The organism is Sphingopyxis terrae subsp. terrae NBRC 15098, from assembly GCF_001598815.1.
GTDB classification, from domain to species: domain Bacteria; phylum Pseudomonadota; class Alphaproteobacteria; order Sphingomonadales; family Sphingomonadaceae; genus Sphingopyxis; species Sphingopyxis terrae.
Genome location: NZ_BCZQ01000012.1, coordinates 57,782 through 69,824, shown reverse-complemented (window position 1 = coordinate 69,824; position 12,043 = coordinate 57,782). Strand labels below are relative to the sequence as shown.

General features: G+C 65.3%; 14 protein-coding genes. 13 read left to right on the top strand and 1 reads right to left on the bottom strand.

The genetic code is table 11. The features are described from left to right. The first annotated feature begins 176 nt into the window (after positions 1–176). From STE01S_RS07730 to ychF, 9 genes are all read left to right on the top strand, one after another. Positions 177–509, top strand: a complete 333-nt coding sequence (locus tag STE01S_RS07730) for a UrcA family protein (protein WP_062766603.1) — start codon at positions 177–179, stop codon at positions 507–509. 202 nt (positions 510–711) lie between these two features. Continuing rightward, a complete protein-coding gene (locus tag STE01S_RS07725) occupies positions 712–918 on the top strand; it encodes a helix-turn-helix transcriptional regulator (protein WP_062766601.1) in 207 nt (68 codons plus the stop codon). Beyond that, entirely contained in the window at positions 918–1,535 is a 618-nt protein-coding gene (locus STE01S_RS07720) for a hypothetical protein (RefSeq protein WP_062766901.1), read from the top strand. The genes STE01S_RS07725 and STE01S_RS07720 overlap by 1 nt, the downstream gene beginning before the upstream one ends. Positions 1,536–1,585: 50 nt before the next feature. Continuing rightward, complete coding sequence (locus tag STE01S_RS07715; RefSeq protein WP_062766598.1) at positions 1,586–2,521, top strand: TraB/GumN family protein; 936 nt, start codon at positions 1,586–1,588, stop codon at positions 2,519–2,521. Beyond that, positions 2,518–3,420 (top strand): TraB/GumN family protein, encoded by a 903-nt coding sequence (locus STE01S_RS07710; protein WP_062766595.1) that lies wholly within the window; start codon positions 2,518–2,520, stop codon positions 3,418–3,420. The genes STE01S_RS07715 and STE01S_RS07710 overlap by 4 nt, the downstream gene beginning before the upstream one ends. Positions 3,421–3,591: 171 nt before the next feature. Continuing rightward, on the top strand, positions 3,592–4,221 hold the full coding sequence (locus STE01S_RS07705; protein WP_003044652.1) for a 50S ribosomal protein L25/general stress protein Ctc: 630 nt from the start codon (positions 3,592–3,594) through the stop codon (positions 4,219–4,221). A 68-nt stretch (positions 4,222–4,289) separates the two neighbouring features. Further along, the gene (gene pth, locus STE01S_RS07700) at positions 4,290–4,859 is read left to right on the top strand and encodes an aminoacyl-tRNA hydrolase (RefSeq protein ID WP_003044654.1); all 570 of its coding nucleotides are present in this window, start codon (positions 4,290–4,292) and stop codon (positions 4,857–4,859) included. Then, the gene (locus STE01S_RS07695; RefSeq protein ID WP_058813292.1) at positions 4,856–5,266 is read left to right on the top strand and encodes a GNAT family acetyltransferase; all 411 of its coding nucleotides are present in this window, start codon (positions 4,856–4,858) and stop codon (positions 5,264–5,266) included. Before pth ends, STE01S_RS07695 begins: the two co-directional genes overlap by 4 nt. Before the next feature lie 12 nt (positions 5,267–5,278). Continuing rightward, positions 5,279–6,376 (top strand): redox-regulated ATPase YchF, encoded by a 1,098-nt coding sequence (gene ychF / locus STE01S_RS07690; protein ID WP_062766592.1) that lies wholly within the window; start codon positions 5,279–5,281, stop codon positions 6,374–6,376. 119 nt (positions 6,377–6,495) lie between these two features. Here ychF and STE01S_RS07685 read toward each other — a convergent pair whose 3' ends face one another. Next, on the bottom strand, positions 6,496–6,897 hold the full coding sequence (locus tag STE01S_RS07685) for a MerR family DNA-binding protein (RefSeq protein ID WP_003044661.1): 402 nt from the start codon (positions 6,895–6,897) through the stop codon (positions 6,496–6,498). A gap of 41 nt (positions 6,898–6,938) precedes the next feature. On the opposite strand from STE01S_RS07685, the gene STE01S_RS07680 reads away from it, so the two are divergent. The 4 genes from STE01S_RS07680 to STE01S_RS07665 all read left to right on the top strand — a co-directional run bounded on the left by STE01S_RS07680 (position 6,939) and on the right by STE01S_RS07665 (position 12,043). Continuing rightward, a complete protein-coding gene (locus STE01S_RS07680) occupies positions 6,939–7,679 on the top strand; it encodes a glutaredoxin family protein (RefSeq protein ID WP_040590042.1) in 741 nt (246 codons plus the stop codon). Further along, positions 7,676–9,379: a copper resistance system multicopper oxidase gene (locus tag STE01S_RS07675; RefSeq protein WP_120694162.1), complete on the top strand. Its 1,704-nt coding sequence runs from the start codon at positions 7,676–7,678 to the stop codon at positions 9,377–9,379. Before STE01S_RS07680 ends, STE01S_RS07675 begins: the two co-directional genes overlap by 4 nt. Continuing rightward, positions 9,376–10,395 carry a copper resistance protein B gene (locus tag STE01S_RS07670; protein WP_255265910.1) on the top strand — a complete coding sequence of 340 codons (1,020 nt, stop codon included), beginning with the start codon at positions 9,376–9,378 and terminating at the stop codon, positions 10,393–10,395. Before STE01S_RS07675 ends, STE01S_RS07670 begins: the two co-directional genes overlap by 4 nt. Before the next feature lie 79 nt (positions 10,396–10,474). Beyond that, positions 10,475–12,043: an alkaline phosphatase D family protein gene (locus STE01S_RS07665; RefSeq protein ID WP_062766589.1), complete on the top strand. Its 1,569-nt coding sequence runs from the start codon at positions 10,475–10,477 to the stop codon at positions 12,041–12,043.

The window sequence follows — 12,043 nt, the reverse complement described above, 5'->3', positions numbered from 1 at the left end:
GCGCAGGGTCAAGGCTCGCTGCCATCTGCGCACCGACCAAATCACGCCGCGTGTCACGGTCACAAAACTTTTTGTCATGTGTTGTTGACATAGTCAGCGAATCACGACATATAGTCATGCATACCTGACATGAAGACAGGTTGACGTGACCAAGACATCATCCAAGGAGACCCATTATGATCGCTCGTACCGCCATTCTCGCCCTCTCGCTCGCTCTGGCCGGCACGCCGGCACTCGCCGCGACCGTCGATGAAGCGCCCACCGCCACCATCCGCATCGACGACCTCAAGCTCACCAGCGCCAAGGGACGCGAGCGGCTGGAATCGCGCGTTCACAGCGCTGCCCGCCAGATTTGCGCTACCTCGGCTCGCGGTCTTGCCGCGCGCAATTCGGAAAATGCCTGCATGGCGACTGCCCTCGCCGCCGCAAAGCCGCAGATTGAACGCGCCATTGCCCGCGCCGACGGCGGTACCCAGCTGGCGCTGCTGATGATCAAGCCCGGCCGCTGATCCCCTCCATCGGGCTTCGTCCGCGTCGATGCTCCCCGGTGTCGGCAGGCGACTTGAGCTGGAGCGCGGCCCGACGCGGCGGCGCTCCAGCCTCTTGATCCCGAAAATCCCCGCGGGCGGGCATCGCGTTTCGATCGGCTGACAAAAGGATAGCGATTGTGACTATATGCAGGCCCGAAGGGATCCTATTGGCGAGGCGCCGATGAACAACAAACTGAAAGTCCTGCGCGCAATGCGCAATTGGAGCCAAGCCGAACTGGCCGACCGGCTCGACGTGTCGCGGCAGGCAGTAAATGCAATCGAGACAGGGAAATACGACCCGTCTTTACCGCTCGCTTTCAAGCTGGCCCGACTATTCGAAATGCCGATCGAAGACATTTTCGACGACGGCTTTGCAGGACAGGAATGATGACGAACATGCCGAAGGAACGCCGCGCCGGTCCCGGTTATCTGTGGCCGGTTGCCATCATCATGATAGCGGGAGCCGTTGCTGGCGCTTTCGCCGGTTATAGCGACGGCCTGGCCGAAACCGGCGGCCAGCCGTTGCCGACATGGGCGGGCCCGGTGGCGGCGCTCGTCCTCGCACTGGCCGGTATGGCGCTCTATATCCGCCTGAACCGCGAAGCCTGGGCCGGCTGGTCGCCGCGCAAGCGCCTCTATTGGGTGACGATGGTCGCGTCGATGAGCCTTGGCGCGGGGGTCGCACTGACCCTCCAGGTTGCGCAGGGGTCGGGCGATCTGGCAAGCGACGCGCCCTTGACCCCCGCAACGGCGATCATCGTCTCGGTGATCTGGGTCGTCGGGATGAGTGTCGCCAGCCTCTTCTATTTCCGCGCGGTCGACGATCATGAACGCCATGCCTATTATCTGGGAAGCGTCGCCGGCTTTCATGCCTTTGTGATCGCCTGCCCCGTGTGGTGGGTCGCCGCCCGCGCCAGCCTCGCGCCGCCGGTCGGCGCCATGGCGCTCTTTGTCCTGACGCTCGCCGTCAACCTGATCGTCTATCTCTGGTTCAAATATCGTTGATTATCAGCGAACCTCTTGCCCCTCCCCTTTTTGAAACGAAAGCAGGCCCGATGACCTCCTTCTTCCGCAAACTTGCGCTGAGCTGCGCGATCATTCCCCTCGCCCAATGCGCGGTCGTGCCGGGACACAATAGCGCCGCGGCGCAGGAAGCTGCCGCGCCCGCCGCGGCAACGACGACCGCGATCAAACCCGCGCTGTGGGCGGTGAAGGACGACGACACCACCGTCTATCTGTTCGGCACCGTGCATGTGCTGAAGCCCGGATTGAGCTGGTTCGACGGCGCCGTCAAAGATGCGTTCGACAAATCGGACGAACTCAAACTCGAACTCGTGCTGCCCGAAGACCAGAATGAAGTGGCGAAGGAAACTATGGCGCTGGCATTGGACCAGAGCGGAACGGCGCTTTCTGCGCGGCTCGATCCGGCAGCGCTTGCGGCCTATCAGGCGGCGATGACCAGCCTGGGCCTGCCGCCCGCCAGCTTCGACGGCTTCAAGCCGTGGTTTGCGGGGATCACCCTGTCGGTGCTGCCGCTGACCAAAATGGGCTACAACCCCGAAGAAGGCGCCGAAAAGCAGTTGAGCAATGCAGCGAAGGCGGCCGCCAAGCCGATCTCCGGGTTCGAAACGCTCAGCGAACAGCTCGGCTTTTTCGATGCGCTGCCCATGTCCAGCCAGATCGCCTTCCTCAACGTCATGGTCAAGGATCTCGACAAGCTGGGGCCGCAGCTCGACACGATGGTCGGGCAATGGGGGGCCGGCGATCCGGCTGCGCTCGCCGAAACGATGAACGAGGGGCTTGCCGAAACGCCCGACGTCGCCAAAACCCTGCTGTGGGACCGCAACGCGCGCTGGGCCGAGCAGATCGAGGCGCGCATGGCACAGCCGGGCACGGTTTTCGTCGCGGTCGGCGCGGGCCATCTGGCGGGAGCAAAAAGCGTGCAGGACTATCTCGAGCAGCGCGGGTTGAAGGTGACGCGCATCCAGTGACGCAGCGGGGCGCCCTTGCCCTTCGGTCCTGGGGTCGCCGCGCCGCGGCGACCCTTTTGCCGTTGCTGCTGCTCGCCTGCAAAGCTGCGACGCCAGTTACCGAAGCGCATCCGGCGATGTGGCTGGTCGAAGACGCCGACACGCGCATCTTCCTGCTCGGCTCGATGCACGCGCTTCCCGCCGGCACGCGCTGGGACGGCGGGAAGGTCGGCGCGGCGATTGCGGCGGCCGACGAATTGGTCCTCGAACTGGCGCCCGATCAACTCGCGGCTGCAGGCGACGTGTTCCGCGAACTCGCACCGCGCAGCGCGCCGCTGGCGATGGAGCGCCGGCTCGATCCGGCGGCGCTTGCCGCCTATCGCAAGATAGAAGGCGCGGGCAGCGGTTTCGGCGGCGATGCGCTCGACGACTGGGCAATCCTGGTGCTGATGGGCCAGCGTGTCGCGCAGCAGGCCGATTTGTCGCCCGAAAATGGCGTCGAAGCCCGGCTGACGCAGCGCTTTTCCGACGCCGGAAAGCCGATCGGCGGGCTGGAGACGGCGCGGGGGCAGTTGACGCTGTTCGAAACGCTCGACGCCGCAACGCAGCGCCGCCTGCTGACGCGCGCGCTCGCCAATTCGGCAAGCGGCGTCGCCGACGTGAAGGCGATGAACGCCGCCTGGGCGCGCGGCGACGTCGCCGCACTCGAAAAGGTGGTGAACGAGGATGTCGACGCGGTCCCGGCCGCGCGCGCCGCGATCATCACCGATCGCAACCGGCGCTGGACGGCATGGGTCGAGCAGCGCATGGCGAAACCCGGCACGGTGCTGATCGCGGTCGGTGCGGGACATCTGGTGGGCGCTGACGGCGTTCCCGCCGCTCTGGAAGCGGCCGGATACCGGGTGGTGCGGGTGCAATAGCCCGGCGGCAAGACGGGATGCGATACCGACATTCCCCTTTTCGCCGATCCGATCCCCCTTTCCCGCATCGCGCTTGCCTTTCCGCCGGTTCCCGGCTATGCGCCCGCGCTTCCGCCATGGTCATCCCTGGAGGCGTGACGGATATGTGCAACTGTTTCTCGGAGAAATGATATGAGCGATCAGCTGACGCTGACGGCCGAGACGCGCGAACGTGCAGGCAAGGGAGCCTCGCGTGACCTGCGTCGCAATGGCCGCGTCCCCGCCGTCGTCTATGGCGGCAACGAAGAACCCCTGATGATCCACGTCGAAGAAAAGCTGCTGATGAAGCAGCTGATGACGGGTCACTTCATGAACTCGGTCGTGATGATCGAAGTGGGCGGCAAGACCGTCCGCACCTTGCCCAAGGACGTCGCCTTTCATCCCGTCAAGGATCGCCCGATCCATGCGGACTTCCTGCGCATCTCGAAGGACGCCAAGGTCCATGTCGAAGTGCCGGTGGTGTTCGCCAACGAAGAAGCCTCGCCCGGCCTGAAGCGCGGCGGCGTGCTGAACATCGTTCGTCACGAGCTGGAACTCGTCTGCGAAGCGGACAAGATCCCCGACGAAATCAGCATCGACGTCACCGGCTTCGACGTCGGCGATTCGATCCACATCAGCAACGTCGCCCTGCCCAAGGGTGTCGAGAGCGCGATCAGCGATCGCGACTTCACGATTGCGACCATCGTCGCTCCGTCGGCGCTCAAGTCGAGCGATGGCGACACGACGAAGGACGAAGGCGAAGCCGCCGAAGGCGAAGCCTAACGCTTACCGGATGCGCCCCTCCTCTCCGGGGGAGGGGCGTTTCCATCGGACCCGGGAAAGGCACCGCAATGCAGCTCTGGGTCGGCCTCGGCAATCCCGGGCCTCAATATGCGATGAACCGGCATAATGTCGGCTTCATGGCGATCGACGTAATCGCCGACACTCATCAATTCGCGCCGCCCGCCAAGAAATTTCAGGGCTGGTTGCAGGACGGCCGCATCGGCCGGACCCGCATTCTGCTGCTCAAGCCCGGCACCTTCATGAATGAAAGCGGTCGCAGCGTGCGCGCCGCGATGGATTTCTACAAGCTTGCGCCGCAGGACGTGACCGCCTTCTACGACGAACTCGACCTTGCGCCGATGAAGGTGAAGGTCAAACAGGGCGGCGGCGCGGCCGGACATAACGGCATCCGCAGCATGATCCAGCATATCGGCGACGATTTCCGCCGCGTCCGCATCGGCATCGGTCATCCGGGGCACAAGGACCGCGTGACGGGCCATGTCCTCGGCAATTACCACAAGACCGAGATCGAACCGCTGACCGACCTGCTTGGCGCGATCGCCGCCGAAGCAAGCTGGCTTGCCGAGGGCGACGACGTGCGGTTCCAGAACGATCTGGCGCTGCGGCTGCAACCATGACGCTGATCCGCGCCGCGACGCCCGCCGATCGCGACGCCGCGGTCGCCCTGTGGCAAAGCTGCGACCTCACCCGGCCCTGGAACGACCCGGACGCCGACTTTGACCGCGCGCTCGGCCACGACGCCGCGACGATCCTGCTCGCCGAAGCCGGACGCGCGATTGTCGGCACGATCATGGTCGGCTTCGACGGTCACCGCGGCTGGGTCTATTATCTGGGCGTCCAGCCCGACCGGCGCGGCGACGGGATCGCGCGCGATCTGCTCGATGCCGGCTGCGACTGGCTGCGGGCGCGGGGCTGTCCGAAGGTGGAATTGATGGTTCGGGATGGAAATCCCGCCGCGGGGCTCTATGAGCGCCTCGACTGGGATTTGCAGCCGGTGCGCGTCTTTGCCCGCCGGCTTGATTAAAAGGGTAGGAAAATGGGTTTCAAATGCGGGATCGTCGGGCTGCCGAACGTCGGCAAGTCGACGCTGTTCAATGCGTTGACCGAGACGCAGGCGGCGCAGGCGGCGAATTATCCCTTCTGCACGATCGAACCGAATATCGGCAATGTCGCGGTGCCCGACGCGCGGCTCGACAAGCTTGCGGCGATCGCAGGCAGTCAGAAGATCATCCCGACCCAGCTCGCCTTCGTCGATATCGCCGGCCTCGTGCGCGGCGCGTCGAAGGGCGAAGGGCTCGGCAACCAGTTCCTAGGCAACATCCGCGAAGTCGACGCGATCATCCACGTCCTGCGCTGTTTCGAGGATGACGACATCCAGCATGTCGAAAACAAGGTCGATCCGGTCGCCGACGCCGAGACGGTCGAGACCGAACTGCTGCTTTCCGATCTCGAAAGCCTGGAAAAGCGCGTCCCCGCTTTCGCGAAAAAGGCGGCGCAGGGCGACAAGGAAGCCAAGGCCGCAGCATCGGTGCTTGGCCAGGCGCTCGATCTGCTGCGCGACGGCAAGCCCGCGCGTCTGACCGATCCGAAGGATGCCGATGAAGAGCGCATCCTCCGGCAGGCGCAGCTGCTGACCAGCAAGCCCGTCCTCTATGTCTGCAATGTCGAAGAAGCGAATGCCGCGACCGGCAATGCGCACAGCGAAGCCGTCTTCGCGCGCGCCAAGGCCGAAGGGGCACAGGCGGTGATCGTCTCGGCAGCGATCGAAAGCGAGCTTGTCGGCATGGACGGCGAAGAACGCATGATGTTCTTGGAAGAAATGGGGCTGCACGAAACCGGCCTCGCGCGCGTGATCCGCGCGGGATATGAGCTGCTCCACCTGCTGACCTTCTTCACCGTCGGCCCGAAGGAAGCGCGCGCATGGACCGTCCATACCGGCGCGACCGCGCCGGAGGCGGCGGGCGAAATCCACAGCGATTTCCAGAAGGGCTTCATTCGCGCCGAAACCATCGCCTATGACGATTATGTCGCGCTGGGCGGTGAAGCCAAGGCACGCGAAGCCGGCAAGCTGCGCGCCGAAGGCAAGGCCTATATCGTGCACGACGGCGACGTCATGCACTTCCTGCACAGCTAGGCCGCGCTGCGCCCTGAAACTTCGTCATTGCGCGCGAAGCGAGGCAATCTCCAGCCATCGACCTTGCGCACGGCCGACAAGCGGGCGATTGCGTCGTCGCTGCGCTCCGCGCGATGACGTCAGGGCTCGAAAGCCGCCAGTATCGGGCAAGGACCCTTGTCGGTCGCGGCGCACTGGTCCGCCAACCGCGCGAGCGCGGCGCGGGTTTCGCTCATCTGGGCAATCTTGGCGTCGAGCGCGGCGATGCGCTGGCGCGCCAGGCTGCGGACCCGCGCACGATCGTCGCTCTGTTCAAGTTCCAGCAGCTCGGCGATTTCCTCGAGCGTGAAGCCCGACCCTTGCGCCGACCGGATGAATTTCAGCCGGCGGACATCGTCGGCATCATAGCGACGGATGCCGGCGCCCCACCCCTCGCCGCCGCTGCGCGCTGGCGTGGTCATCAACCCGCGGCGCTGATAATAACGGACCGTTTCGACCCCGACGCCGCCCGCTTCCGCCAGTTTTCCGATCGAAAGCTGCATCGCTTGACTCCGTACCATGGTACGGAGGTTATACAGGCGGCATGACACAGACAGCAACCCTCTACCGCATGGTCATGCCACAGCATATCTGTCCCTATGGCCTGAAGGCGAAGCATCTCCTCGAACGAAAGGGCTTCACCGTCGACGATCATTGGTTGGAGACGCGCGCGCAAACCGACGCGTTCAAGGCCGAACATGGCGTCAAGACGACGCCGCAGACCTTCATCGATGGCCGCCGGATTGGCGGCTATGACGATCTGCGCCGCCATTTTGGCCTTGCCGTCCGCGATCCGGGAGCGACGAGCTATACGCCCGTGATCGCACTGTTCGCGATGACCGCGCTGATGGCGCTCGCCGCGAGCTTCGCCGCCTACGGCAGCCCCTTCACCCTGCGCGCAGCCGAATGGTTCATTTCGTTCAGCATGATCGTTCTGGCGCTGCTCAAGCTGCAGGACGTCGAGAGCTTCTCGACGATGTTCCTCAACTATGACCTGCTCGCGCGGCGCTGGGTTCCCTATTCCTATGTCTACCCCTTTGCCGAGGGGCTGGCCGGGGTACTGATGACCGCGCACGCCCTCCCGTGGCTGTCGATCCCGGTCGCGCTGTTCATCGCCGTCATCGGCGCGGTGTCGGTCTTCAAGGCGGTCTATATCGACCGCCGCGACATCAAATGCGCCTGCGTCGGCGGCAGCAGCAAGGTACCGCTGGGCTTCGTATCGCTGACCGAAAATCTGATGATGATCGCGATGGCGCTCTGGATGCTGCGCGGAGCCATCGCATGAGCGACGCAATGGGCCGCCGTTCGCTGTTGGCCGCAGGCGGCGCGGCGGCGCTTCTCCCGTGGCTGCCAGCCTGGGCGCAACCGATCGCATCGGGGCTGCCGACGGTCGGCGGCGCCGATATCCGCCTGACCATCGCGCACCGGATGCTGACCGCCGATGGCAAGACCAGCCATGCGATCGGCATCAACGGGACGATCCCGGGCCCGCTGGTGCGGCTGAAGGAAGGCACGACGGCGCGGCTGCACGTCACCAACGCCCTGCCCGCCGAGGATAGCTCGATCCACTGGCATGGGCTGATCCTGCCCTTTCATATGGACGGCGTGCCGGGCATCAGCTTTCCCGGAATCGCGCCGGGCGCGACCTTCACCTATGAATTTCGGGTGCGGCAGTCGGGCACCTATTGGTATCACAGCCATTCGGGGCTGCAGGAACAGATGGGCCATTACGGCCCGATCGTCATCGACCCCGCCGATCCCGATCCCGTCGCCTATGACCGCGAGCATGTGATCGTCCTGTCCGACCACAGCGCGCTGCACCCGCACGCGATCTTCAAAAAGCTCAAGCAGATGGGCGGCTATTTCAACCACAACAAGCAGACGCTTGCGGGGCTGATCGCGGGCCGCGACCAGCCGCTGAACGACCGTGTCGCCTGGGGCGCGATGCGGATGGACCCGACCGACATCAGCGACGTGACCGCGGCGGCCTATACCTATCTCGTAAACGGTCACGGCCCCGCCGACAATTGGACCGGGTTGTTCGCTGCGGGCGAACGCGTCCGGCTACGGGTCATTAACGCATCGGCGATGACGACCTTCAACATCCGCGTGCCCGATCTTGCGATGATCGTGGTGCAGGCCGACGGCCTGAATGTCCGTCCCGTGAAAGTGGGCGAATTTCAGATCGGGGTCGCCGAAACCTATGACGTGATCGTCGAGCCCGAAGACCGCGCCTACAGCATCATCGCCGAGAACAGCGACCGATCGGGCATGGCGCGCGCAACGCTCGCGCCGCGCCCCGGCATGACCGCGCCGGTTCCGCCGCTGCGCGCCCGTCCGCTCGCGACGATGCGCGATATGGGCATGGGCGATATGGGCATGGACCATGGCGCGATGGGGCACGGCTCGGCAGCGCCGGGCGAACCGATGCGGCACGGCATGCGCGACATGAAAGGCGCGCCGAGCGTCAAGGACACGCCCGCTGTCCAGTCGATCTCGCCGATGCCGGTCGATCGCACCGGTGAGCCCGGACAGGGGCTGGAGGATGTCGCGGACGCGCTGACCTATCGCGATCTCGTCGCGCTCGATCGCAACCCCGACACCCGCGTCCCGTCGCGCCAGATGCAGATCCATCTGACCGGCAATATGGAACGCTATATGTGGGCGTTCGACGGGGTGAAGATGAACGAGGTCACCGCACCCATTCCCTTCACGCTGGGCGAGCGCGTGCGCGTGACGCTGGTCAACGACACGATGATGACGCACCCCATCCACCTGCACGGTCATTTCTTCGAACTGGTCACGGGCAAGGGCGACCATGCCCCGCGCAAGCATACGGTGAACGTCCAGCCGGGCGGCAAGGTGACCTTCGACCTGACTGCCGATGCGCCGGGCGACTGGGCCTTTCACTGTCACCTCCTCTATCACATGCACGCCGGGATGATGCAGGTCGTGACGGTGCGCGCGGCGGAGGATGCGGCATGATTCCGACAGCCTTTCTCCTGCTGGCCGCGCAACCCGACGCGATGGCGCACACCGTCTCCGCGCCGGCGCCCGGCTGCACAGCCGAACATGCCGCCATGGGCCATTGCACGATGCCGAAGGCGGAGCCTCCGCCGCCGCCTTGCTCGCCCGAGCATGCCGCGATGGGCCATTGCACAGTCCCTGCACCGCCCCCGTCCCCCGCCTGCCCGCCCGAGCACGCCGCCATGGGGCACTGCACGCAAGACGAACCCGCGTCGGCCTCGCTGCCCCCGCCCGTCGGCAACGCCCCGCCGCCGCCCGCGCCGCGCGTCGATGCCGCCGATGCAATCTTCGGCGCCGACGCAATGGCGCCGGTCCGCGCCCGGCTCTACGCCGAGCATGGCGGCGGCAGCATTTCCAGGATCATGCTCGATCAAGCCGAAGTCCGCGTCGGCTCCGGCGAAACCACCTATAGCTGGGACGGCGAAGCCCGCTTCGGGGGGGACATCGACAAGCTCGTCATCAAAAGTGAGGGCGAAGGCGCCTTCGGCGGCGCGTTCGACCGCGGCGAGGGGCAGCTATTGTGGAGCCGCGCCATCGGCCCCTATTTCGATCTCCAGACCGGGCTGCGTCAGGATGTCGGCCCCGGCCCCTCGCCCACTTACGCTGTCCTCGGCGTCGAAGGACTCGCCCCCTATTGGTTCGACGTCGAAGCGGCGCTGTTCCTGTCGGACAAGGGCGATGTCACCGCCCGCATCGAAGGCAGCTACGACCAGCGCATCACCCAGCGCCTGATCCTTCAGCCGTCGGCGGAACTGAACGTCGCGCTTCAGGACGTGCGCGAACAGGGCATCGGCGCCGGGCTGTCGAGTGCCGAACTGGGCCTCCGCCTACGCTATGAGATCGCCCGCGAATTCGCGCCGTATCTGGGCTATGTCTGGGAAGGCAAGATCGGCCGCTCTGCGCAGTTGGCGCGCGCCGTCGGCAACGACCCGTCGCGGTCCAGCGTCGTTGCCGGGATCCGCATCTGGTTCTGACCCCGCCGCCAAGATCATTGATGTGACGCATGACTAGTCTATCTGGGGAGCACGATTCGTTTCTCCCCGGAGTCCCGCCATGTTCTCGCGCCGCAATTTCCTTGCCACCGCCACGCTTGCCGGGCTGTCCGCCCCGGCGATATTGCGCGCCGAGGCCGGCTTCTTTCGCGACTTCCCGTTCAGCCTCGGCGTCGCCGCCGGCGATCCCGCGAGCGACGGTTTCGTCATCTGGACCCGCCTCGCGCCCGACCCGATGGCGCCGCACGGCGGCATGCCGCTGGTTCCGGTTCCGGTCGAATGGGAAGTCGCCGAGGACGGCGGCTTTCGCAAGGTCGTCGCGAACGGCACCGAACTGGCGCGCCCCGAGCTTGGCCACAGCGTCCATGTCGAGGTTGCCGGGCTGCAGCCCAGCCGCCCCTATTATTACCGCTTCACCGCTGGCGGCGAACGCAGCCTGCGCGGCCGCGCCCGCACGCTGCCCGCGGCCGGCGCGCGCACCGATCAGGTCAAGTTCGGGGTTTGCGGCTGCCAGCATTATGAATCGGGCTTCTATGGCGCCTATCGCCATCTTGCCCGCGAAGAGCTGGACTTCGTCTACCATTATGGCGACTTCATCTACGAATATCAGCAGGACTATCTTTACGACAGCGGCCTGCCGATCCGGCCGGTGCGCAAATATGCGCTCCGCGGGCTTCAGGATCTGAGCGACTTCCGCACCGCCTATACCCAGACGCTGCTCGACATCGACATGCAGGCGGCACGCTCGGCGCATGGCTTCATCTCGACCTTCGACGACCATGAAATCCGCAACGACTGGGTATCGGTCTATGACGACTGGAAGATGGGGCTCGACGGCAACGATCCCGACGCCCCGCCGCCCGAAGTGTTCATGCTGCGCCGGCAAGCCGCCTTCCAGGCGTGGTACGAACATATGCCGGTGCGCAAGGCGCTGTTGCCGCGCGGCGGCTTCATCGCCGCGAGCCGCGAATTCCGCTATGGCGACCTGATGGCGATGCAGGTGCTCGACACCCGCCAGTATCGCGACAATCAACCGTGCGGCGACGGGTTCAAGCCCGCCTGCCCCGACGTCTTTGCAAAGAATGCGCAGATTCTGGGCAAGGCGCAGGAAGAGTGGCTCGCCAAAAATCTCGCGCAGGGCGGCGCGACGTGGAACGCGATCGCGCAGCAGGTGACGATGATGTCGCTCGACCGGCGGCGCAAGGCCGACGAGCCCGAAAAGATCGTCAACCTCGACAGCTGGGCGGGCTATGAGGCGCCGCGCGAGCGCATCCTGTCGCGCTTCGCCGGTCTCAAGAACTGCGTCGTACTGACGGGCGACGAGCATCAGAATTTCTGCGGCGACCTGGTGCTCAAGGACAAGGTCGTCGGCGCCGAATTCGTCGCCACCTCGATCAGCAGCGGCGGCGACGGCAGCGATCTGCGCGCCGGCACCGACCAGTTTCTGAAGCTCAATCCCGAACTCAAATTCGCCAATGACCAGCGCGGCTATGTCGTGTGCGATGTGAACCGCGATGCGTGGCAGACGCACTTCATGGTCGTCGACAAGGTGACGGTGCCGCTGGGCACGCTGTCGAAACGCGCGACGGGCGTCGTCGACAACGGCATCGCCGGGATCAAGATGGCCTGA